We start from the raw sequence: 23,896 nt of genomic DNA on the forward strand, positions 1-23,896 counted from the left end.
GATAACGATTCCAGCGAACAATGATAACGATGCGACGAATGAAATCCAGACAGTAGCTTCAGCAGATGGTTCTGTAGATGTAATTAGAACAGGAGACGATTTTGACCTTTCCGTAGCAGCTGCCGATGGTTCCGAAACCGTAGTTAACGGAGCAGGTATCAATGCGGTTACCGGTTCAGGTACGACAGCCAGTCCTTATGTAATTACCGGAACGGAAGTGGATGGGGATATCACGAACGAAATCCAGACACTAACCTCTACAGATGGTTCTGTGACCTTAACAGAAACAAATGATGATTATAATTTATCAGTAAACTTTCCTGCAAGTAGTGATAACCAAAATATAGAAAGCCTAGCGGTAAATACAAGTTCAAACGTTCTTACTGTTGGTATTGAGGATGGTAGTAGTCAAACAGTAAATTTATCACATTTAGATGATTCAGGTACTGATAATCAAAGTATTCGCAATCTGACTTTTTCAGGTAGTACTTTGACTGTGGGTATTGAAAACGGTAGTTCCGATACGGTAAGTTTAGCTGCTTTAGCAGACAATCAAAGTATACAGGGTTCAGGTTTGTCAGGGACTACCTTAACAATTGGTATTGAAGATGGAAGTTCTCAGACGGTTAACTTATCTAGTTTAGCAAATACGGATAATCAGCAAATAAGCCTTTCTGGAAATATTCTTACGTTAGATAATGGTACAGGAACAGATACAACAGTAGATCTTACTGATTTTAGAGATGATCAAAATCTTACTAGTGCTGTTGTTGTGCCGAATCAATCTGTTGAAGTACAAATTAACGATGGTACGAATACAACAATAGATATTAGGGATGCCGATTCTGATGCAACTAATGAATTTCAGGATTTAGAATTAACCGGATCAACTCTTACGTTAACTAATCCTGCAACTGCGGGAAATAGTGTTGATTTATCTAGCTTATCTGATCATGACTGGTATGAAGTAGGAGGTACAGCTGCTCCAGATGCTATAACCGATAATATTTATACTGATGGGAATGTTGCAATTGGTAAAACGACAATTACGGCTAATAGGGCTTTAGATGTAGAAGGTAATGTTGAAATAGATGATTACCTATACATGAATGGCAAAGAAACCTTGCGGGCAACTGATGCTTGGTTACGAATTAATACGCACGGCTCTAACGGTTTCACCACGGGTAACTTGTTTAATAAATATACAAGAATAGATAATAGGGTAACAATTAATGAAACAGGTGCTAATTATGATTTTAGGGTAGAAGGCGATACGAATACCCATCTATTATTTACTGATGCTTCAGCTGATGAAGTTGGTATAGGTACCAATTCACCAGATGCAAAATTAGATGTTGAAGGCGGTACAGTTCGTTTCTCCGACTACGGTTCAAATGCGGTAACGGGAACGGCTACTTCGTTAATTGGTGTTGAGGCAGATGGTGATTTAGTAGAGGTTAATTCATTAAAGGCATCTAAAATATTTTATCCTCCGTCTATTGAGGTGGATGCTTCAACAAATGGAACCGGAAGAACTATAGATTTACACGCTCAATATATAGCACAATTTGGTTCTCCAATGGTTGCTAGTGCCTCGGCACCGGCAGCTATTCCAACATATGCTAACACAGAGTTGTATTACTATGTTACGTTTTATGATACTGCTGTTTTCGACAATGTTTCGGTAAATGCTTCTGGTGTAATGACGTATGATGTTATAAATCAACCGGCAAGTTATAACTCATTAATAAACGTAGTTTTTGTTGTAAAATAATCTAAAGGATAACCAATCGATTTGAAAGCAAAATCTACATATAAAAAGCTTGTTCTCAGTATAGTGTTCACTATATTGGGATTTGCGGTATCCAGTGCTCAGTATCTATTGCGAGCTCCTGATGATACGGCAGAAGAAACCAGGACTAACTTTCGTTGGTATGAGGCACAGGATACCAGTACGGTTTTAAGCACGGATCCTTTTCTGGAAGTAAATGATCAAGGAATATATTTTGCTACTTATGACGGTACTTTATGTGGTAAAAATGCAACGAGTTATTTTATTGTTACCAACTGTAATTCGCCTTATAATGAGGTAACCCTGGACATTAGTGATAATACGGATAATCTATCTGCAGGAGCTTCTGTAAGTTGGAACCCTCCTTTACCCGGTAATCAAAGTGCGCCTATGGTAATAGCTACACAAACTGTGGAGCGTTATATTGCTACTATAACCAAGGCGGGGAATAATAAAAGTTTACCCAGTTTTACAGTGGTTTGTATAGATGAGGCAGCTATCCTTGTTGACGATTTAGTAACGGTAGATGAGGACAGTTCAGTTATTATAGATATTTACGATAATGATAGTGAGCTACCTACGGAAGGTGTTCTCACCGCTACTGATCCAGCAAATGGCACGGTAAATATTGATAACAACGGTACACCCAATGATCCAACAGATGATATTGTAACCTATATTCCAGATCCTGATTATAATGGTCAGGATACTTTTAATTATACGATTTGTAATGTTTTTGGAGATTGTAGTACCGCTACCGTAATTGTAGATGTACTCCCTATCCTTGATACAATAGACGACAGCTTTTCAACGGCGGAAGACACTCCTGTTGTACTGAACATTCTTGCTAACGATAATGATATTCCTACGGTAGGAACCTTAACTACGACCAATCCAGCAAATGGCTCATTAACATTAGACGATGGGGGTACACCAAATGATCCATCTGATGATATGGTGACCTATACGCCAAATGGAAATTTTGACGGTATGGATTCATTCACATATACCGTTTGTGATACGGCAGGTAATTGTGATACGGCTACTGTAACTATTTTAGTGACAGATGAAGTTGATCTAGATATGGATGATGATGGTATTCTGGACAATTTTGAAGACTTGAATTTAGATGCGGATAATGACCCTGCAACCAATCCAACGGATACGGACAATGATGGTGTTCCGGATTATTTGGATATAGATAGTGATGATGATGGTATTCCAGATAATGTAGAAGCACAGTCAACATTAGATTATGTTGCTCCAAGTGGAGTGGATGTTAATGGGAATGGAGTAGATGATGCTTACGAAATTAATGGACTATTGGGTATTATTCCTGAAGATACGGATGGTGATGATTTGCCTGATTATGTAGATGAGGATAGTGATGATGACAATATTCCAGATAGAATAGAAGCACATGATCACAACAGAGATGGTATTCCAGACGTTGTATTAATTGGTTCAGATAAAGATCGTGATGGTCTGGACGATGGCTATGAAGGTGGAACAGCAATAGATCTTGATGTAAACGATGAGATAAATGATCCTTATAATGATTTGCCGAATACAGATGGTGACGGAGAATCTGATTATAGAGATACGGATGATGATGATGATGGTATTCAAAGTAAAGATGAGGACATAAATATTGACGGGAACTACGCCAATGATGACTCAGATGGCAATGGTATACCGGAATATCTGGAACCAAATGAAGTAGAAGACCCTATTGAAGTATTTAATGTAGTGACGCCTAATAATGATGGCGCGCATGATGTGCTAACAATCAATGGTTTAGAAAATTATCCAGATAACTCAATTAGAATCTATAATAGATGGGGTGTTCTGGTTTACAATACGCAAGCCTATAATACAGAAGGAAATGTATTTGACGGAACCTCTCAAGGAAGAGTAACCGTTGATTCCGATAGGAAACTACCAGTAGGTACATACTTCTATATTTTAGATTACAAAGATGCTAAAGGAGAACAACAAACCCTTTCAGGATACATATATATTAACAGATAGCAGTAACGATGATCCCAAATCTCAGAATAACCGCTCGTAAACTTGGTGTAATGCTTGCCCTCTTATTTGTGGCAACCGTTCAAGATGCCATTGCCCAACAAGATTCTCAGTACACCCAGTACATGTATAACACAGTAAGTGTAAATCCGGCTTATGCTGGATCTAGAGGCCATATAAGTACGGCACTTTTGCATCGTTCGCAATGGGTAGGTCTAGATGGTGCACCTACAACACAGACATTTAACATACATTCTCCAATTGGGTATAGAGGCGTTGGTTTGGGAGCTTCTATTGTTAATGATGAGATCGGACCAACTTCTGAAACCTATATAGATATAGATTTTTCATATACTATATACACTTCTTCCGAAGGGAGACTAAGTTTTGGATTAAAAGGAAGTGCTCATTTATTAGATGTTCGTTTCTCAGAATTAAATCAGTTTACTTCAGATAATAGTTTACAGAATGATATAGAAAACAAGTTTTCCCCTAATTTTGGAGCGGGTGTCTATTATCATAATGAACGTTTTTATGCGGGACTTTCTGTTCCTCGTATGTTGCAGACACTTCACTTTAAAGATGGTCCAGAACCTTCTACGGCAAAGGAACAAATGAATTTTTATCTCATAACAGGTTATGTTTGGGATTTAAACGATAATACAAAATTTAAACCCGCTTTGTTAACCAAATTGGTAACAGGCGCACCTTTACAAGTTGATATTTCTGCAAACTTTATGTTTAGCGAAAAGTTTATTCTTGGAGCAGCTTATCGTTGGGATGCAGCCGTTAGTGGAATGGTAGGCTTTAATATCTCTAAGAAGTTTTTAATCGGTTTAGCGTATGATCGCGAAGTGACCGAGTTAGGCTCGGCCGTCTTTAATTCAGGTTCTTTTGAAGCAATTCTAAGGTATGATTTCATAAGTACGAAAGGCAATCTAAAATCACCACGTTTCTTCTAAAAAATTATAAAGCAATACAGTTTAGATAATTGATAATATGAATTAAATATATGGTCGATAATTGATTTTTTTTAGCTTTTCGCCGAATGGTAAAAAAAATGTCAGGAGCTAAAAACAAAGGAAGCCACAAGGTATTAGTGCTTTCACATCATAAATTATCAATTACACAACAAAAGTTCAGATTACGGTGCGGTTCAAGATTACTTTTATTGCTTCTTAATCTTATGATTGGGAGGCTGATATAAAATTTTTCAACGACATATTTTAACAATATTAGAAGGAGATTTTCGTTAAAATAGTTCATCTAACCTGCTTAGCATATGCGAGTCAAACAAAAAGGAAATTCTACCTTTTTTGCAGAATACTCTAGGTATTACGGTTTTCTACTACTTTTCTTTCTACTTATAGGAGAATCCTTATGGGCGCAGCCTGCAAACGATGATATAGCAAATGCTACCCCACTTTCAATTAATGGTTGTTCCGCAGATGCGGCGTACAATACCTTGAATGCCACCCCAGACGGTACTATTGGTTCTTGTTGGCCTGCTGGTCCCAACGCAAATGTTTGGTTTAGTTTCGTGGCAAGTGCTACCGGAACCGTGCAGATTAATTTAGATCGTGGAACTATCACCGGAGACATGACGGGCGATATGCGTTATGCTATGATGGCTTTGTGGGACGCAACGGGTTCTTCGGAAATTGCTTGTAGTTCCTTTAATGATGTGAGCGATGATATTTCAATATTACAAAGTGGACTAACCCCCGGAGATACCTATCTTTTTTCAGTAGATCGCCGTTATGGGACTCCATCTGGAGCGGAGAGTTTTAAACTTTGTTTAAGCGATACACCAACCAACGATTATTTAGAAGGAGCGATAAACATAGATTCATTTATGAACGGATGCTCTGCCGACGCTGCTTTTTCAACGCTAGGAGCTTCTGCAGACAGAAATGCAGCTTCCTGTTGGGGAACGGGCCCAAATAGAAATGTTTGGTTTCAAGTTACTGCGCCAGCTACAGGAAATATTGAGGTAAAATTAGATACAGGTTCTCCAAAGGGAACATTACAAACTGCATATTTAGCCTTGTGGGACAGTACCGGTACTACAGAACTAGGCTGCAATAGTTATAGACCCGGACGTGATTATGATGATATTTCATTATTGGCAACAGGTTTAACACCTGGAGATGTATACTATGTTTCGGTAGATAATAGATATATACATGCTTTGGATACATTTACATTGTGCTTAAGTGATCAGGCAACAAATGATTATTACCAAGGCGCAACAGATGTTACAGGTTTAATCGGAGGATGCTCTTTAGATGCAGAATATACCACACTTGGTGCTACCTTTGATAAGGGTACTGGTTCATGTTGGTTAGACTTGGTAAACCATAATAAATGGTTCAGTTTTGTAGCACCTACTTCTGGTAGAATAGAAGTAAATCTTGATAGAGGAGGCAGTAAAGGAACCCTACGCCATGCCTATATGGCCCTTTGGGAGAATGATGGTGAGACTGAACTTGCCTGTACCACGTATTCTGACCCAGAAGATGATTTAAGAATTAGGCATTGGAGTCTTACTCCTGGCGAAACGTATTATATTACGGTAGATAACAGATATATTACAACCACAGATACTTTTACACTTTGTTTAGATGCCTTGAACGGTCCAGATACGGATGGAGATGGTATGGGCGATGTGGTTGACCTGGATGATGATAATGATGGTATTTTAGATACGGTAGAAGGTTGTGAAAATACAGATATTTCTGGTACGGTGGGGATTGGTAATCCTATTACAGATACCACCTATCCATTGGTAGGTACAGATATCACCTATACTATTAGCAAACCTGCAAGTACAAATATTTATGCATACGATGCTGGTGCCAATGGACATGGTATTCGTATTGAAGGCCAGGCAGGAGATGTTGGAAGTTTAACTTCCACTTACAGTACGCCAATCGAAAATGTCTTTTTTAAGATGACGGATTTCGATAACAACACACAATATACGATTGAAGTTTATGATGATAGTAATGTGCTGTACGATTTAGATTCTGAAGGTGTTATTTTGGTAGGTTCTGATATTACACAGACTGGAAATGACTTTGTTGCCGATGCCGTAAATTCTAATGGAAACGACCCAGCAGATGATATGCACGGCGCAATTTACTTTTATTTTGAGAGACCTGTAAGTCGTATTGTTCTATCATTCAATCATCCTTCAAATTCATCAACTCGTTTTATACAGCCAACTTTTTGCATTGCTGATTTTGATAATGATGGCATAACCGATCATAAAGATTTAGATAGTGATGGAGACGGTATTCCGGACAACATAGAAGGGCAGACTACCTTAAATTACATTGCCCCTAATACGGATAACGCAGCCACATATCGCAGTAATAATGGTGTCAACTCTGCATATTTGGGAGGAATAACTCCTGAAAATACAGATGCTACGGACAACCCGGATTATCTGGATTTGGATTCCGACAATGAAGGAGGAAATGATATTGCAGAAGCGGGAATAACACTTTCAGGAAACGATATAGATAATGATGGTCTTGATGACAATATGGATGCATTTACATCAGGTTATGATGATCCAGCTGGTACTATCGATGATCCTTTAAGCAACCCCATTGCCTTACCGGATACTGATTCTGATGCAAGTACTGGGGGAGATGTAGATTATAGAGATGCTACGGATGATCGTCTGGATTCCGATAATGATGGCGTAGTAGATGTTGTTGATTTGGATGACGATAATGATGGTATTCCCGATATTCACGAACAAGGAAGTATGTATGAGTGTTCCGAAACCTTCTTGGTAGACGGTGCACATGCTGTTAATACACATACCACAACTCAAATAAATACTACTTCATCTGGTATTACATGGGATTTACAGACAATGAACGGTATTACCTTAGATACCTCTGTAAGTCCAGATTTTAATAATACGGTGGCATACCCCGTAGGTGCGGAGTTTCAAGGTGCTCAGACGCATATGATGATGGTCATGAATACGGATCGTAATGTGGGTCAGCATGCAACTTTGACCATTACATTTCCTAATCCAGTTAAAAACCCAACCATTTACTTTGGTAACCTTAAATCATCACCGGGCATTGGAAGGCGTAGTGTCTATTATGAGTTGATCAATGTGGGTGTTAATATGGATGTGGTATATACGGATGGTGATTTTTATGTAGCTGATAACAGAATAGGAACCTCATTTAATAATACAAGTACCCGAGGAACCGGACTAGTGCGTTTTAACGGTGTATTCAATGCATTGACATTTACCTTAGGTCACTTTTCTAATGTTAATGAAGATGGAGTAATCAGAACTAATCTAAATTTAGGTTATTATGATTGTGTTGATACCGGTTTTTCTTCGAACGCAGATACCGATAATGACGGTATAGTTAATTCATTGGATTTAGATAGTGATAACGACGGTATTTATGATGCTGTTGAAGCTGGTCACAATCAACCTCATACGGCAGGTCGTTTGGATGGGCCAATTGGCACAGATGGTATTCCTGATGCAGTAAGGCTCACACCGGATTATTCATCAATTAATTATGACATTGCCGAAAGTACGGACGACACAGATTTAAATCCTAATTTTTTAGATTTAGATAGTGATGGAGATGGTATTCCTGATAACGTAGAAGCGCAGACAACTACGGGTTTTATACTTCCAAACGAAACTGTAGATGTTAATGGCGTTGATACAGCATATCCTTCAGGCATAGTCCCAACTAACACAGACGGAACGGATAATCCAGATTATTTGGATACGGATTCTGATAACGAAGGAGCAAATGATACTACAGAGGCGAACATCACTTTAACAGGCAATGATGATGATAATGATGGTTTAGATAATGCAACTGATACAACAGCAGATTATTCTGATGTTGCAGGTACTATAGACAATCCGTTGACAGGAACAGTGATTTTACCGGATAACGACTCAGATGCAACTACTGGTGGTGATGTAGATTTTAGAGATGATAACACCATATTATTACCTTTTACCTGTGATGAAAGTTTGTACTTAAGTCAGCATGAAGCAGGCACTGCAACTATATTCTATGATTTAGAATCTTCAACAAATCCATTTACAGTCTCTCAATTAGGAAGTAATTCGCACGGTATTCAATACAATGCTATGGGCTATAATCCGTTGGATAATTTTATTTACGGAATAGAAGAAAACAGTAATAATCTAATTCAGATTGCTGCAGATGGCACAGTAATTAGAGCAGGAGCAATTACAGGATTACCGGTTAATATTTATTCTTCGGGTGACATAGATAATAATGGCAATTATTACGTTCAGGAAGATGGTAGTTCTTCGATCATATATCAAATTGATATTGCCGCGCGAACCGCAACAATAATCAACTTAAGTCAGAGTATAGTTGTTAACGATTTCGCCTATAACATTACTAATGATTTAATGTATTCAGTAATGCAAAGTGGAGCGGATGCAGGTACCTTGCTTACTATAGATGTAACGACCGGAACGGTTAATACAATCGGCAGCACCAATAGTTTAAATTTATTTGGAGCCATGTACGCCAGTAGTACGGGAGATATTTATGGTAACTTGAATACAGGAGGATTCTACCAGTTTAACACACTTACTGGAGAGCGTACACTTATTTCAACCTCTAGTTCTGCTTTACATAATGATGGTGCGCACTGTGTTACGGCACCTATTATGTTCGAATCCAATCTGTCCGTTACAAAAACAGATGGAACTACTACCTACGTTCCGGGAACGGATACAACTTATACCATCGTGGCTAGTAATAACGGTCCTTTTGGCGTTCTTGATGCCTCTGTTACGGATACGCCTACCGGAATACCTGCAGCGAACATATCCTACTCGGCAGTAGCTTCTTCAGGAAGTGTTACTACCGTTACAGGGACACAGACAGGAGCAATAAACGATACTGTTAGTATACCCGTTGGAGGTACTATTACCTATACGGTTACGGTTAGTATTCCATCAACATTTACAGGAGATTTAACCAATACGGTTACCATAAACAATCCGGTAAATTCAGATGACCCTGATACAAGTAATAATACGGCTACGGACATAAATACCTTATCGAATCCGGATATAATTATTGATGATGCCAATGCTATAGAAGGTAGTGAAGTTTCCTTTCCAGTAACATTAAGTGCTGCCAGTACAACAGATATAACGCTAACGTTTACCTTGATTAATGGTACTGCGGGCGATGCAGATTATACAACTACGGATATTCAAAGAACTATCCCGGCAGGAACGACTACAATAAATGTAGATGTACCTACTATAGATGACACTATAGATGAATTAGATGAGGTATTTACCATTGCAATTGCAAGTATAGATGCAGGTATGGTTGGTGATATATCGGATACGGCCATAGGTACGATAATAGATAATGATAATGGGCCCATATTAACCATAGACGATGCCAGCGCGGTAGAAGGAAATGCAATTTCTTTTCCGGTAACTTTAAGTAACGCCAGTGCAACGGATATCACCCTAACCTTTACATTTATGAATGGTAGGGCAGACGATACGGACTATACCAATACAAATATTCAGGCTACTATTCCGGCAGGTACCACATCCATTACTATAGATGTGCCTACAACGGATGATACATTAGATGAGATTGACGAGGACTTTACTATTTCCATATTAAGTGTAGATGCAGGTATTGTGGGCGATACATCAGACACTGCTACGGGTATTATTCTGGATAATGATTTACCGGATATTGATAGTGATAACGATGGTATTTTGGATGTAGTGGAAGATTTAAATACCGATGGTGATGATGACCCATCTACCAACCCTACAGATTCAGACGGAGATGCGTATCCAGATTATTTGGATATTGATAGTGATAATGATGGTATTCCTGATAATGTAGAAGCACAGACTACATCAGGTTATATAGGGCCAAGTCTAGTAGATGCGAACGGCAATGGGTTGGATGATGCCTATGAAAACGGAACGGATTTAGGATTGGTTCCTGTAAATACAGACGGAGAGGATCAACAAGATTACTTAGACCCAGATAGTGATAATGATGGTGTTCCGGATGCTATAGAAGCACATGACCATAACCAAGATGGTATGGCAGATGTAACGTATGTAGGTTCGGATAAGGATAATGATGGTCTAGATGATGGTTACGAAGGTTTTGAAGCTATTGATGATGATGTAAATGATGAAATAGACAATCCGTTCGCAATGCTTCCAAATACTGATGGTGATGAAGAATCAGATTATCGAGACTTAGATGATGATAATGATGGCATTCCAACACTAGAAGAAGATACCAATTCAGATGGTAATTATGCGAACGATGATGAGAACAACAATGGTATCCCTAATTATTTAGAAGAACCTTACACTCCAGTTGTTGTCTTTAATGTTGTAACTCCAAATGGCGATGGCGCGCATGATACACTAACCATTACGGGGCTTGAGGTAAGACCAAATAACAATATACAGATTTATAACCGTTGGGGTATTTTAATATTCAGTACAGAATCTTATGACACACTAAGCAATTATTTTAATGGGTATTCGCAAGCAAGGCTTACAGCAGGAAAAGAAGAAAGACTACCAAGTGGAACCTATTTTTATATCCTGAATTACGAAGATACAACAGGGGAGCAAAAATCAATTTCAGGTTATATTTACTTGAATTGAGGTGCTCTACAGAATGATACTAACACTTAAACCTCTGAATTTTAATTTAGAGGTTTTCTGGTTATTAATGGAAGGCCTAATAGTTTCTATAACTATTATTTAGCAAGCTCTTGGCGGGATACTAATGTAAAGGTGTTATTTTTGTAATTGAAGAACGTCTTTATTCCCTCTAAAGAAAAACAGTAGTATTGAAAGAAGAAGAAGTAATCTTGGTAGACCAAGACAATAATCAAATAGGTACTATGCCTAAAATGGAAGCACACGAGAAGGCTGTGCTCCACCGTGCATTTTCCGTTTTTGTAATGAATGATAAAGGTGAGACCATGCTACAGCAAAGGGCTTCACACAAATACCATTCCCCGCAACTTTGGACGAATACTTGTTGCAGTCATCAACGTGTTGGTGAGAGCAATATAGAAGCAGGAAAGAGAAGGTTGCAAGAAGAAATGGGATTCGTAACGGAACTCAAAGAGTTATTCTCATTTATTTATAAGGCCCCTTTTGATAATGGACTTACTGAGCATGAACTAGACCATGTAATGATGGGTAGCTACATGGGTGCACCAAAAATAAACCCCGATGAGGTAGCGGATTGGAAATGGATGAAACCAAGGGATATTAAAAAAGATATTGCCGAAAATCCGGATACATACACCGCATGGTTCAAAATTATTTTTGAAAAATTTTATGATCACATAGGCCAAAACTCAACTGAAGATGAAAGTAAAGGTTAGTAGAAAAGCCCATTTTAATGCCGCCCACCGTTTGTATCGTAAAGATTGGGACGATGACAAAAACACTCAGGTTTTTGGCAAGTGCAACAATCCAAATTTTCACGGTCACAATTATGAGTTGATTGTGAGTGTTACAGGGGAAATAGACCCTGAAACAGGTTTTGTGATGGATATGAAGGTTTTAAAAGACCTCATAGAGGAAAAAGTAGAAAATGCCTTAGATCACAAAAATCTTAATATTGAAGTTCCGGAATTCAAGGACATGAATCCCACTGCAGAAAACATATCTATTGTAATATATAATAAGTTGAGACCTCATATTAATAAAGATCATGAGCTTGAGGTTGTACTTTATGAAACTCCCCGAAATTTTGTTACCTATACCGGTTGATCCGAAAAAATAAATAACTATAAACAAACGCTATGCATCCCTTAAAATTCAATCCTATTTTAAAAGAACGCCTTTGGGGCGGAACCAAACTTAAAGATGTTTTAGGCAAACCAATAGAAAATGACATTACTGGCGAAAGTTGGGAGCTTTCTACTGTGCCAGGAGATATCTCCGTTGTTGCCAATGGAGATCTTGCCGGTGCTTCATTGCAGGAACTTATAGAAAAAGACCCACAAACTGTATTGGGTAAAAGTGTTTATGAACGATTTGGAACCGATTTTCCTATTCTAATTAAGTTTATTGACGCTAAACAAGACTTGTCTATACAGTTGCACCCTAATGATCAGTTGGCTAAAAAACGCCATAACTCATTCGGAAAAACGGAAATGTGGTATGTCATGGATGCTGATGATGATGCTAGCCTTATCGTAGGTTTTAACAAAGATGTCAGCAAAGAGGAATATGCAAAAAGTATTGAAAATGATACACTCTTAGATCTTTTGAATTATGAAAAGGTAAAAGAAGGAGATACTTTTTTTATCAACACAGGAAAGATTCACGCTATAGGCGCAGGTGTGCTCCTTGCAGAAATTCAACAAACATCAGATGTTACATATCGTGTTTTTGATTTCAATAGAAAAGACAAAAACGGAAATCTTAGGGAATTACATACAGAGCAGGCTTTAGATGCTATTGACTATACTCAGAAAGATGATTTTAAGGTCCAGTATAGCAATACTAAGAACAAGGTAAACGACATGGTAGATTGTCCGTATTTTAAAACCGATTTTCTAGACTTGAATTCAGGTTTAACCCAAGATGTAACGGAGCGAGATTCGTTTACGATTTTTATGTGCGTAGGTGGTTCGGCAACTATTGGTAATGAAAACGGTTCAGTGAAAATCCAAAAAGGAGAAACTACGCTTTTACCGGCATCGACCAATGTTATAGAAATTACGACAGATGGTGCAAAACTTTTAGAGGTCACTATCTAAACCCTTAAAACCATTTCTTCGCATATATTTTCTGTTCTAATTGATTATAAATAGCGTATTTTTGCGTAAAATTTATTGAAAATGGCAAGTGTAAAAGAATTAAAGAAGGATATTAATAATGTCTTGGGAGACATCATTGAAGCAGTATACATAGTAGAAGCCGCTAATGCAGACCAAGAGTCTAAAGAAGGAGCAAAGGTTATTGATGAAGCTATTGAGACTTTTGATGTCCTTATTCAGAAAGTAAATCAAAGAGGTGTTGAGAATAGAAAGAAACACCTAACAGAAGTTCGTCAGGAATTAGAAGCAAAAGCTACTGGTCTTGTTGAAAAGGTGAACAAATTAGGTTAAACCTGTTAAGAGTAAATGAAAAAGCCCGCTACAGCGGGCTTTTTTACTTTTTAATACTTTCTAAATATGACTTTAGTTGCTTGCCGTATTTGGATTCGGATACCTCGGGCGAAAGTACGTTGTAAATAGAATCCAGATATTTTACATTGGCATCCGGCACTTCGTTAAGGGCTATGTAAGGAGCTATGTAAGAGTTTTTATTATTCAGGGCAAAGTTAAGTGCAAAAGCATAACCACGCTGCAGGTTTCGGTCGCTCAAAGTCTGAATAGAGTCTGACTGTAATGAATCCTTAGCTATATTTGGATTGTTCGCCATTTGAGCGATTTCCAACGTTTTCATATTAAACCTAGACATGGTTTTTCTATATTCTTCAAGTCTTTCTTGACTTTCAGAGCCCGTTATTTTTGCATTCGTATCAAATGTGTTCCATGTCGTATTTATAGTAATGGCACCAGGTTCTCCAAAAAAGGTGATACGGTCGTTTACATCGTTAGCATCTTTTTTGTTTAGGTAGAGATAGAAAATTTCAGGACTGTCTAGCTCTGTAGTAAAACTGAAATTCCCATCACCCTCTATCTGCAAAGAATCTATTGTGGTTAAAGTGGAATCGGGTACATGTTGAAGGTAGAGAGTCCCTTTCTTTAATCCTTTCACATTTCCCGTAACTGTCATCGTATTTTTGCTATCACCTCCACAAGAAAGCAACAGAAGGGAAATAGCACTTAAAAAAAATATGTTTTTCATGTTTAGTTTTTGGTGGGGCAAATATCTATATTTTTTTTGGTTTCCTTAAGATGCTATTTTCAAAATCATTAAGTGCTTTGTATACACACCTTTATTTAAGGAATGATATGATGAAAGAAAACGGTACGGATTACGACTAAATTGGGAAGTGATTCTGCAAATAATTCTATATCTTTTCAAACATTGAATTACTTCTAATGTTAGCTTATGAATGCTGAAAATGAAAAATGGATTGCAGCTATTGCTTCCGCAGATTATGTAAAGAATGGAATGCTAGTTGGTCTAGGTTCTGGGTCTACCGCAGCTTTTATGATTGCAGAGTTAGGTAAGAGAATAGCAGGTGGTCTCATTATGAAAGGTGTACCCTCATCAGATGCTACGGCTAGACTTGCAAAACAAGCTGGTATTTCCTTGGTATCTTTGGATGAGGCAGGTACTATTGATATCAATATTGATGGTGCAGATGAATTTGATTCTAAATTTCAATTGATAAAAGGTGGGGGAGGAGCTTTACTCCGCGAAAAAATATTGGCTCATAACGCAAGGTTTAATATTATCATAGCAGATTCTGGTAAGCGGGTGGAGCGTTTAGGTAAATTTAAACTACCTATTGAAACAATACCTTTTGCTACACAAATTATTATTTCTGAATTGCAGAACATGAATTTACAACCGCAATTACGCATGAAGAATAATGAAGTTTATAAGACCGATGAGAATAACTGCATCATAGATGTTGATATTTTTCAAAAAAATCATTTAAATGAATTGAATAATCTCCTCATTCAAATTCCTGGTGTTGTGGAAACGGGACTTTTTTTGTCCACCACGGATATAGTGTTGATGGGAGAAGGAAACAAAGTAGTAACATTTAAGAAGTAAGCATTTTTAATTGTTTGGAGATGGCGATAAAATGAAAAAAGAGAAACAGATGAAATTCAATATAAAAGAAACTTTCAATAAAGAATTACCTTCAGACCCAATTTTGGAGAATAGTAGAAGGCAGGTAGAAAAAGCTTGTTTTTCCTATGTCACGCCAAAGCATACCGCCAACCCAAGTATGGTTCACGTATCGCCTGAAATGGCAAAAGAATTGGGCTTTTCTAAAGAATACATTCAGAGTGAAGAGTTTCTAAAAATTTTCACTGGGAATAAAGTTATTGAGGGCACTACTCCTTATGCCATGTGTTATGGTGGTCATCAGTTCGGAAATTGGGCAGGGCAACTGGGTGATGGTAGAGCTATTAACCTAACGGAAATAGAACAGAACGGCAAACACTGGGCACTACAATTAAAAGGCGCTGGAGAAACCCCATATTCCAGAACAGCGGACGGACTTGCGGTTTTACGGTCTTCCATACGGGAATACTTATGTAGTGAGGCTATGTACCATTTGGGTGTACCTACAACACGAGCCTTGTCTTTGGCATTATCCGGAGACCAAGTACTTCGTGATGTACTTTATAATGGTAATCCTGCTTATGAGAAAGGCGCTATCGTTTGTAGGGTAGCACCCTCATTCCTTCGTTTTGGCAACTATCAGATTTTCGCTGCACACGAAGATATTGCTACCATGAAAACGTTGGTAGATTACACCATAAGGCACTTTTTTCCTGAACTTGGCAAACCTTCAAAAGAAACTTATGCTAAATTTTTTCGGGCTGTAGCAGATGCTACTTTAGAGATGTTAGTGCATTGGCAACGGGTAGGTTTTGTACACGGTGTAATGAATACGGATAATCTATCCATTCTTGGTTTGACCATAGATTATGGTCCCTACGGATGGTTGGAAGGGTATGACCACGGATGGACGCCAAATACTACAGATCGCCAACATAGCAGATATAGGTATGGGAATCAACCTAATATAGGACTTTGGAATTTATATCAATTGGCAAATGCGCTGTACCCCTTAATTGGAGAGGCAGAACCTTTGGAAAATGTTTTGGAAGGTTTTAAAACGGAATTTGAGGATAAGTATCGGGAGATGATGAAATCTAAAATCGGACTATTTTCTGAGGATGCCAATGACCAAAAGTTGCTGGATGATTTAGAGGAAAATTTACAACTAACCGAAACCGATATGACGCTGTTCTTTCGGAATTTATCTAATTTTAAAAAGGAAGCTGAGAATGCGGACTCCTATATGAAAGTGGTTGAAGATGCGTTCTATATTCCTGAGGAGGTAAAAGGTGAAGTATTGGATAAATGGTTGCTTTGGTTCAATACCTATCAAACTCGTTTGGACAAGGAAAGTCTTACTGATGCTGAACGAAATGAAAAAATGAATGTCATAAACCCTAAATACGTATTACGTAATTATATGGCGCAATTGGCCATTGATGCTGCAGATGAAGGGGATTATAATTTAATAGAGGAACTGTTCAATCTTCTAAAAAAGCCCTACGACGAACAACCTGAAAGGGAAAAGTGGTTTGCCAAACGGCCGGATTGGGCGCGTAACAAAGTAGGTTGTTCCATGTTATCCTGCAGTTCATAAATAAGTAATTAATGACAGAAAAGAACTCCAAAACCCAAATAGGTTTGGGTATGGCCGCTTTGGGCCGCCCTGAGTATATAAATATTGATAGTTCGGATAGGGATAAAAGAGAAGTTGCTTTTAGAGCCAATGCTTTTAAGGTTTTAGATGCGGCTTATGAAAAGGGTGTGCGTTATTTTGATACGGCACCTTCTTACGGTAAAGGCGAAGCCTTTTTAAAAGACTGGAACGAGAGCCGTAATCACACAGATGTAGTTTTGGGAACCAAATGGGGCTATACCTATGTCGCCAACTGGCAATTGGGTTATGAGGGAGCTCACGAAGTAAAAGAGCATTCTCTAGCGAAGCTTACGGAACAATGGGAAGTATCGCAATACTTACTTCCTGCTTTGGAGTACTATCAAATTCATTCCGCGACTTTTGAAAGTGGGGTGCTCCAGAATAAACCTGTTTTGGAAAAGCTACTAGACATTAAAAGAATAACCGGACTTAAAATAGGTATTTCTACAAGCGGACCAAATCAAAATGAGGTTATAGAAAACGCTTTGCAAATTAGAATAAATGGGGAAGTAGTTTTTGATAGTTTTCAGGTGACATTTAACATGTTGGAACAGGCTACATTGTCCGTTTTGAAAGAAGTTAAAGCTCATGGTAAAAAGCTGATTATAAAAGAAGCCATGGCCAACGGTCGCGTATTTCCAAATGTAAAATATAGCCATTACCAATCGCTTTACACTAGGCTAAAGACTTTAGCAGAAAAATACCAAGTAGGAATTGACGCCATAGCTTTGCGCTATGTAATGGATGTTTTGCAACCGGACTACGTTTTGAGCGGAGCAGCTGATATACAGCAATTAAAGGAAAATTTAAATGCGAATAGGTTTACTTTAAACGATAAAGAACTTGCTCAACTTACTAAGGAAAAGGCAGATTCCAAGACCTATTGGAACGAGCGTAGTCAGTTGATTTGGGATTGATTTTTAAGCTTTATTATTTATAACGCCGAAGCCACCTCCATCAAATAAGCACATAACAACGCACCGCCAGTACCCACAACATAGCCAAAAACAGCTAAAAGTACGCCTACGGATGTCAACGATGGGTGAAATTCCGCTGCCACTACAGGCGCTGAAGCGGCACCACCAACATTTGCTTGGCTACCTACCGCCAAGAAGAAAAAGGGAGCTTTAATCAGTTTGGCAACAAGTATCAATAGTCCCGCATGAATTGAAATCCATATAAAGCCAATAGCAATCAAACCTGGGTTTTCAAGAACTCTCCCTAAGTCCATTTTCATTCCTATGGTCGCAACCAAAAGGTAAATGAACATACCACCAATTTTACTGGCTCCGGCACCTTCATAATTTTTCGCTTCGGTAAATGACAATGCAATACCAGCTGCCGTAGCAATGACTACCATCCAAAAGAAGCTGGAACCTAAGAAAGATAAAAAGCTTTTCTGGTCGCTGACACTTTCAAAAGAATTGGTTAACGTAGCACTGATATGATTACCAAATAAATGAGCAATACCAGTTGCCGCAAAGGCAAAACAGAGCATCATCATATAATCTTTCAAGGTAGGTACTCGGGTAATTTTTTCTGCAAAAGCGGTAACCTTTACTTTTAGCGTTTCAATGGCTGAAGTATCGGCTTTTAACCATTTGTCAATTTGTTTGGTACGGCCAACACCCAAGAGAATAATAGCCATCCATACATTGGCAACAACAATGTCTACCAATACCATGGCACCGTATTTTTCAGGTGTATATTGAAAAATCTCGTACATAGCGGCTTGATTGGCTCCACCACCGATCCAACTACCGGCAATGGTTGCAAGTCCTCTCCATATAGCATCAAAATCATTGCCGCCCACCGTATCTGGTGAAAATATAGAAACGATTAAAATGGCAATCGGTCCGCCTATGATAATGCCTGCACTACCAGTTAAAAACATGATCAGGGCTTTAGAGCCCAAATTCATAATAGCCTTTAAATCTATGCTCAAAGTCATGAGCACCAGGGCAGCAGGCAGTAAATATCGGCTAGCTACATAATATAAACTAGAAGTATGGGTTACGACTTCACCAGTGTCGCTTAGGGTTTCCCATTTTTCGGCTACTATGCCTGTAGAGGCCAGTATACCGGGCAATAAGTAACACATGAGTACACCGGGAACTATGCCGTAGAATTTGCTCCAGAAACCGGTTTTTTTGGATGAGCCGTAGAAAATAAAGCCTAGGCAGAGTGCTAAAAGTCCAAAAACAACCGTATCATCGGTTATTAGCGGAGCAGGTAATAAGGATTCGGTCATATGATTCTTGGATGCTTTTCCTCAAATATAATCAAATTACCAGATGCTTTTTAATGTAGTCAGCCACTCCGTTTTCAGTATTGGGTAAGGTAACGGCATTCGAAACAGCTTTTACCTCTTCTCTGGCATTACCTACAGCAACACCACAGCCGCTATTTTCAAGCATTTCTATATCATTATAGTTGTCACCAAAAGAGATAACGTGTTCAAGAGATTCGTCTTCTTGTAATACTAATTTTATAGCTGATAGTTTTGAAACGGATTTGGGAGCCACTTCAATTAAAGTATCATTGGAGCGATATAGGTTGAGGTATTTACCCAATTTTTCTTCTAAAGTAGGGTAGAGGATATCAGCACTTTCTTTGGTGCTCATGAGCATTATTTTGTGTGCTCCGATCTCACGGGCTGTCCAATCGGAAAGCGTTTCTGACGTAGGTCTAAAAGCAGGAGTAGTTTTCGTATATCTGATTTCTTTTTGAACCCGTTCGGAATCTTCTTCTACATACCATTCATTTTTATAGTATAAACCGAGCTTGGTGTTATTGGCTTCTGATAACTCATATATTTTTTTAAGGTGGTCAGTGCCAATATATACGGAGGAAAGTTCTTTATCACCATCAAGAACCAAGGCGCCGTTGTAGCAGATAATAGGTTGTTCTTTAATCGCTAGGTCTTTTTGTAAATAGGTCATAGCGCTAGGCATACGAGCTGATACTAAAATGACTTTTAAGTGCTGTTTTATACGTTTTATCTCAGAAATCGTAAAGTCTGAAACATCACTTTTTGAGGTCAATAATGTGCCATCTAAGTCGGAGCAGAGTATTTTGTATTTCAAAGGGTTTATTGATTTTAAGTTTGTAAAAGTAGAATTAATTTCTCTTTCTAAATTCTTTGGTCCTTTTCTTGTTGGGGTTCTTGAATAACCGTTTAAAGAAACCATCTCGTTTAACAGGTTCACAGTTCAGCATATTTAATATGGCAGGGTCTGGGCGTTTGAACTGTGCTTTTGTAATTTCGTTATAGGACGGGTGCTTGTTCATTTCTTGCATCCATTTGGCAAAAATAGGAAGGGCCGCACTTGCTCCTTGTCCCAAACTTGTGCTTCTAAATCCAATTTCATGATTATCAAGACCCACCCAAGTTACATGAACCAACTTAGGCATAATTGCCACGAACCAAGCATCTTTATTATTTTGTGTAGATCCCGTTTTTCCTGCAATGGCATTATTTAACTTATAAGTGGTTCGTATTCTGGATGCGGTACCTCTGTTAATCGTACCTTTCATCATTTCTACCATAATTTGCCTTGTTTCTTCGGAAAAAGCTGTGGTTCTGGCTCTTTTTGGTTCAAATTTGGTTAAAACCGAGTCTTTTCTATCAGTTATTTTTTCGATTAAATAGGGTAAAACGGCTTTCCCCTTATTGACATAGCCGGCATAAGCACCCGCTAGTTCATTTAAGTAAATTTCACCCGTACCCAATGCTAAAGAAGGTTGTTCCGGTAATTTGGAAAATATACCCATATTTTTTGCCATCGTTATAACATTTGGAATACCAGCTTTTTCCAACACTTTTACAGCTACCGTATTTACGGAATGGCTAAGTGCTTCTTCCATAGAATAGTTAAGGTAGGTCTCATCTTTTTTTCCTGAATTGCTGGGCGTCCATCCCTTTAAGTTTTCATATTCAACTTCTTCTGCAGAAAAATATGTACAAGGTGGGGTACCTGTTTCCAAGGCCGTGGTATACACTATAGGTTTAAAAGTAGAACCCACTTGCCGTTTACTTTGTGCTACATGATCGTATTTAAAATGTTCAAAATCTACACCGCCAATCCAAGTTTTTACTGCTCCGGTTTTTGGGTCTAGGCCCAAAGAACCGGTATTCAGGAATTTCATATAATGGGTAATACTATCTATAGAACTACCCTGGATTGTTTTCTCACCCCCCCAATCTGTTAGAACTAGTTGTTTTTTAACACTGAGCGAATCCATTATTTGTTGATGTTCCATCCCTTGTTTTTTCAACTTTCTATATACATCTGAATTCTTTACTACCTTTTCAATTAGTTTTTTATTCGTTTTCCAAGGTGCATTCTTTCCATAACTTTTTTCAAAACTATTTTGGAGCGTTTTCATGTGATCTTGCATAGCCTCTTCTGCCCAGAACTGCATGTTATAATCTAAGGTGGTGTAAACTTTTAGACCGGAAGTATAGATGTTGTATTCATTACCCTCTTCCTTCTGTTTATCGTTCCATTTAAGTAATTGCTTTCTAACTTCTTCTCTAAAATAAGGCGCCAGTCCAGAATTATTATCAAAATCGCGATAGTCCAATTTGGCAGGAATATGGGTCAAACTATCCTTTTGTTCAGGGGAAATATAATCGTTATTGGCCATGGCAAGAAGTACCAGATTTCTGCGGTTAAGGCTCTTCTCTGGGAATATACGAGGGTTGTAGCCGTAGGTGGCTTTAAGCATGCCTACAAGGACAGCTCCTTGTTCTACGGTAAGGTCTTTAGCTTGTTTGTTAAAAAATTTTAGGGATGCGCTTTCAATTCCAAATGTATTATCGCCAAAGGAAACCGTATTTAGATAGTTGGTAAGAATCTCATCTTTGGTATAAATATCTTCCAATCTGGAAGCAATGAACATCTCCTTTATCTTATCAACTACAATATTCGCTTTTTTTCTATCCCTTCGGGGATATAAATTTTTAGCCAACTGTTGGGTTAAAGTGCTTCCCCCACCTGCAGATTGGTCTTGCATAAGTACGGTCTTTATGGCAACACGCCCTAAACTTTGGTAATCTATACCTGTATGCTCATAAAAGCGTTCATCTTCAATGGCTACTAGGGCATTGAGTACATGCTCTGGAATGGCTTCAAAAACAATGGGCTGTCTATCATATAAATAGAATTTGCCAATAAGTACGCTATCCGCTGTATACACCTCGGATGCACGTTGGTACTGGAAATCAGAAAGCTCTTCCTTACCGGGTATTTTACCCCAAGCGCCCCAATAAATACTAATTATAAATACAAAGAAGAACACAACTAACGCAAGAAGGGCTAGTAAGGTGTATCTTAAAAATGGAGACTTTATTCTTTTTAAAATCAAATCGATAAATTTTGTGAGTGCAATATCAAATTAAAAAATGAAACACTTTAGTTTCTTAACAATAGATTCAACTTCAATTTTCTACTTTTGCGGCTAAATTTATTTCATGCGAAAAATAGTATTCTTTCTGTTCTTAATAACAACACTTTCTAACGCAAACGATGGGGATTGGTCAAAAACCGGACACCGAACGGTTGGTGAAGTGGCACAAAGTCATCTATCCAAAAAGACAGAGAAAGCCCTAAAAAAGTTATTGAACGGAGAGAGCCTAGCCTACGTATCTACGTTTGCAGATGATATAAAGGCCGACAGGGCTTACAAAGAATTTAGTGCATGGCATTATGTGAATATACCTGAAGGAAAGAATTATGGTGATATTGAACCTAGTAAACATGGGGACCTTATTACCGGTATCAATAAGTGCATTGAAATAATCAAGGACGAGAAAAGCAAAAAAGAAGATAAAGTTTTTTATCTAAAAATGTTGGTACATTTAATAGGAGACCTTCACCAGCCAATGCATGTGGGTCGTTTTGAAGATAAAGGGGGTAATGATATTCAGTTGCAGTGGTTTAATGAAGGAACTAATCTTCATAGAGTTTGGGATTCTAATATGATAAATACCTATGGTATGAGCTATACGGAATTGGCATCTAGCCTACCACAGTTATCTAAAGAACAGGTACGGTTTATTCAGCAAGGAACTGTTCTGGACTGGGTAGAGGAATCTCAAGAAATTGCGGGTAAGCTATATGATTCTGTAGAAACAGGAGAAAAATTATACTACCGTTACAATTACGATTGGTGGGGAACCGTAGAAACCCAGTTGCAAAAAGGTGGACTTCGGTTGGCCAAGGTCTTGAACGAACTTTTCTAATTGTACCTAATAGTCTGCTTACCGTTTTGAAATTTTGTTCATAGAGATTTGTCGTTGGCGCGTACTTTTAAAACGATGACCTCCTGCATTGTTCAATTTGGAATGTTTTGTACTTCTACCTTGAACTCGCTTACGCCACATTCTAAAGCTGCTAGGCTTTAAATTGTATCGCATAAGCTCAATGGTTTCTTGTTCCGAAATGCCAAATTGAAAGGTAAAAGCATCAAAAGGAGTACGGTCTTCCCAAGCCATTTCAATAATACGGTCTAATTCTCTTTCTGTAAATTCTTTTTTCATAGCAAAACAAAAATACGAATGCCTGAAGAATAAAATTAC

17 protein-coding genes are annotated in these 23,896 nt (G+C 38.2%); 12 read left to right on the forward strand and 5 right to left on the reverse strand.

Going from position 1 to position 23,896, the window contains the following annotated elements:
- The 8 genes from KO521_RS08990 to KO521_RS09025 form a co-directional block, all read left to right on the forward strand.
- Positions 1-1,774 (forward strand): hypothetical protein (locus KO521_RS08990; RefSeq protein ID WP_215939593.1); only part of this gene is annotated, 1,774 nt, incomplete at its 5' end.
- 21 nt (positions 1,775-1,795) lie between these two features.
- A complete protein-coding gene (locus KO521_RS08995) occupies positions 1,796-3,823 on the forward strand; it encodes an Ig-like domain-containing protein (RefSeq protein WP_215939594.1) in 2,028 nt (675 codons plus the stop codon).
- An 8-nt stretch (positions 3,824-3,831) separates the two neighbouring features.
- A complete protein-coding gene (locus tag KO521_RS09000; RefSeq protein WP_215939595.1) occupies positions 3,832-4,782 on the forward strand; it encodes a PorP/SprF family type IX secretion system membrane protein in 951 nt (316 codons plus the stop codon).
- A 320-nt stretch (positions 4,783-5,102) separates the two neighbouring features.
- Positions 5,103-11,537: a DUF6923 family protein gene (locus tag KO521_RS09005; protein WP_215939596.1), complete on the forward strand. Its 6,435-nt coding sequence runs from the start codon at positions 5,103-5,105 to the stop codon at positions 11,535-11,537.
- Positions 11,538-11,725: 188 nt separating this feature from the next.
- Positions 11,726-12,271 (forward strand): isopentenyl-diphosphate Delta-isomerase, encoded by a 546-nt coding sequence (gene idi, locus KO521_RS09010; RefSeq protein ID WP_215939597.1) that lies wholly within the window; start codon positions 11,726-11,728, stop codon positions 12,269-12,271.
- Positions 12,255-12,662 carry a 6-pyruvoyl trahydropterin synthase family protein gene (locus KO521_RS09015; protein WP_215939598.1) on the forward strand — a complete coding sequence of 136 codons (408 nt, stop codon included), beginning with the start codon at positions 12,255-12,257 and terminating at the stop codon, positions 12,660-12,662. The genes idi and KO521_RS09015 overlap by 17 nt, the downstream gene beginning before the upstream one ends.
- A gap of 32 nt (positions 12,663-12,694) precedes the next feature.
- Positions 12,695-13,657 (forward strand): type I phosphomannose isomerase catalytic subunit, encoded by a 963-nt coding sequence (locus tag KO521_RS09020; RefSeq protein WP_215939599.1) that lies wholly within the window; start codon positions 12,695-12,697, stop codon positions 13,655-13,657.
- Between the two features lie 81 nt (positions 13,658-13,738).
- Positions 13,739-14,008, forward strand: coding sequence for a hypothetical protein (locus tag KO521_RS09025; protein WP_215939600.1), 270 nt, complete (start codon positions 13,739-13,741; stop codon positions 14,006-14,008).
- A 43-nt stretch (positions 14,009-14,051) separates the two neighbouring features.
- Here the strand turns inward: KO521_RS09025 and KO521_RS09030 are convergent, their stop codons facing one another.
- Positions 14,052-14,753 (reverse strand): DUF4369 domain-containing protein, encoded by a 702-nt coding sequence (locus KO521_RS09030; protein WP_215939601.1) that lies wholly within the window; start codon positions 14,751-14,753, stop codon positions 14,052-14,054.
- A gap of 207 nt (positions 14,754-14,960) precedes the next feature.
- Here KO521_RS09030 and rpiA point away from each other — a divergent pair, with 207 nt between their 5' ends.
- From rpiA to KO521_RS09045, 3 genes are read left to right on the forward strand one after another with little or no spacing between them, the layout of a single operon-like run.
- Positions 14,961-15,635, forward strand: coding sequence for a ribose-5-phosphate isomerase RpiA (gene rpiA, locus KO521_RS09035; protein WP_215939602.1), 675 nt, complete (start codon positions 14,961-14,963; stop codon positions 15,633-15,635).
- Positions 15,636-15,684: 49 nt separating this feature from the next.
- A complete protein-coding gene (locus KO521_RS09040) occupies positions 15,685-17,253 on the forward strand; it encodes a protein adenylyltransferase SelO (protein WP_215939603.1) in 1,569 nt (522 codons plus the stop codon).
- A gap of 11 nt (positions 17,254-17,264) precedes the next feature.
- Positions 17,265-18,230: an aldo/keto reductase gene (locus KO521_RS09045; protein ID WP_215939604.1), complete on the forward strand. Its 966-nt coding sequence runs from the start codon at positions 17,265-17,267 to the stop codon at positions 18,228-18,230.
- Positions 18,231-18,247: 17 nt separating this feature from the next.
- Here KO521_RS09045 and KO521_RS09050 read toward each other — a convergent pair whose 3' ends face one another.
- The 3 genes from KO521_RS09050 to KO521_RS09060 are packed head-to-tail and all read right to left on the reverse strand — an operon-like array spanning position 18,248 to position 22,683.
- Positions 18,248-19,564 carry a DUF819 family protein gene (locus tag KO521_RS09050; protein WP_215939605.1) on the reverse strand — a complete coding sequence of 439 codons (1,317 nt, stop codon included), beginning with the start codon at positions 19,562-19,564 and terminating at the stop codon, positions 18,248-18,250.
- A 31-nt stretch (positions 19,565-19,595) separates the two neighbouring features.
- On the reverse strand, positions 19,596-20,399 hold the full coding sequence (locus KO521_RS09055) for a Cof-type HAD-IIB family hydrolase (protein ID WP_215939606.1): 804 nt from the start codon (positions 20,397-20,399) through the stop codon (positions 19,596-19,598).
- Between the two features lie 34 nt (positions 20,400-20,433).
- A complete protein-coding gene (locus KO521_RS09060; RefSeq protein WP_215939607.1) occupies positions 20,434-22,683 on the reverse strand; it encodes a transglycosylase domain-containing protein in 2,250 nt (749 codons plus the stop codon).
- Between the two features lie 106 nt (positions 22,684-22,789).
- Between KO521_RS09060 and KO521_RS09065 the strand changes: the two genes are divergently transcribed.
- On the forward strand, positions 22,790-23,560 hold the full coding sequence (locus KO521_RS09065) for a S1/P1 nuclease (RefSeq protein ID WP_215939608.1): 771 nt from the start codon (positions 22,790-22,792) through the stop codon (positions 23,558-23,560).
- A gap of 18 nt (positions 23,561-23,578) precedes the next feature.
- On the opposite strand, the gene KO521_RS09070 is transcribed toward KO521_RS09065, so the two are convergent.
- Complete coding sequence (locus KO521_RS09070) at positions 23,579-23,857, reverse strand: TIGR03643 family protein (RefSeq protein WP_215939609.1); 279 nt, start codon at positions 23,855-23,857, stop codon at positions 23,579-23,581.
- Positions 23,858-23,896: the final 39 nt, after the last annotated feature.

The organism is Zobellia uliginosa, assembly GCF_018860745.1.
GTDB classification, from domain to species: Bacteria; Bacteroidota; Bacteroidia; order Flavobacteriales; family Flavobacteriaceae; genus Zobellia; species Zobellia uliginosa_B.

Bases quoted from the DNA above. Each gene is read 5' to 3' on its own strand.
- KO521_RS09045 (WP_215939604.1), top strand. From the start codon at position 17,265: ATGACAGAAAAGAACTCCAAAACCCAAATAGGTTTGGGTATGGCCGCT.
- KO521_RS09005 (WP_215939596.1), top strand. From the start codon at position 5,103: ATGCGAGTCAAACAAAAAGGAAATTCTACCTTTTTTGCAGAATACTCT.
- KO521_RS09030 (WP_215939601.1), bottom strand. From the start codon at position 14,753: ATGAAAAACATATTTTTTTTAAGTGCTATTTCCCTTCTGTTGCTTTCT.
- KO521_RS09065 (WP_215939608.1), top strand. From the start codon at position 22,790: ATGCGAAAAATAGTATTCTTTCTGTTCTTAATAACAACACTTTCTAAC.
- KO521_RS09015 (WP_215939598.1), top strand. From the start codon at position 12,255: ATGAAAGTAAAGGTTAGTAGAAAAGCCCATTTTAATGCCGCCCACCGT.
- KO521_RS09020 (WP_215939599.1), top strand. From the start codon at position 12,695: ATGCATCCCTTAAAATTCAATCCTATTTTAAAAGAACGCCTTTGGGGC.
- KO521_RS09025 (WP_215939600.1), top strand. From the start codon at position 13,739: ATGGCAAGTGTAAAAGAATTAAAGAAGGATATTAATAATGTCTTGGGA.
- KO521_RS09040 (WP_215939603.1), top strand. From the start codon at position 15,685: ATGAAATTCAATATAAAAGAAACTTTCAATAAAGAATTACCTTCAGAC.
- rpiA (WP_215939602.1), top strand. From the start codon at position 14,961: ATGAATGCTGAAAATGAAAAATGGATTGCAGCTATTGCTTCCGCAGAT.
- KO521_RS09050 (WP_215939605.1), bottom strand. From the start codon at position 19,564: ATGACCGAATCCTTATTACCTGCTCCGCTAATAACCGATGATACGGTT.
- KO521_RS09000 (WP_215939595.1), top strand. From the start codon at position 3,832: ATGATCCCAAATCTCAGAATAACCGCTCGTAAACTTGGTGTAATGCTT.
- KO521_RS09070 (WP_215939609.1), bottom strand. From the start codon at position 23,857: ATGAAAAAAGAATTTACAGAAAGAGAATTAGACCGTATTATTGAAATG.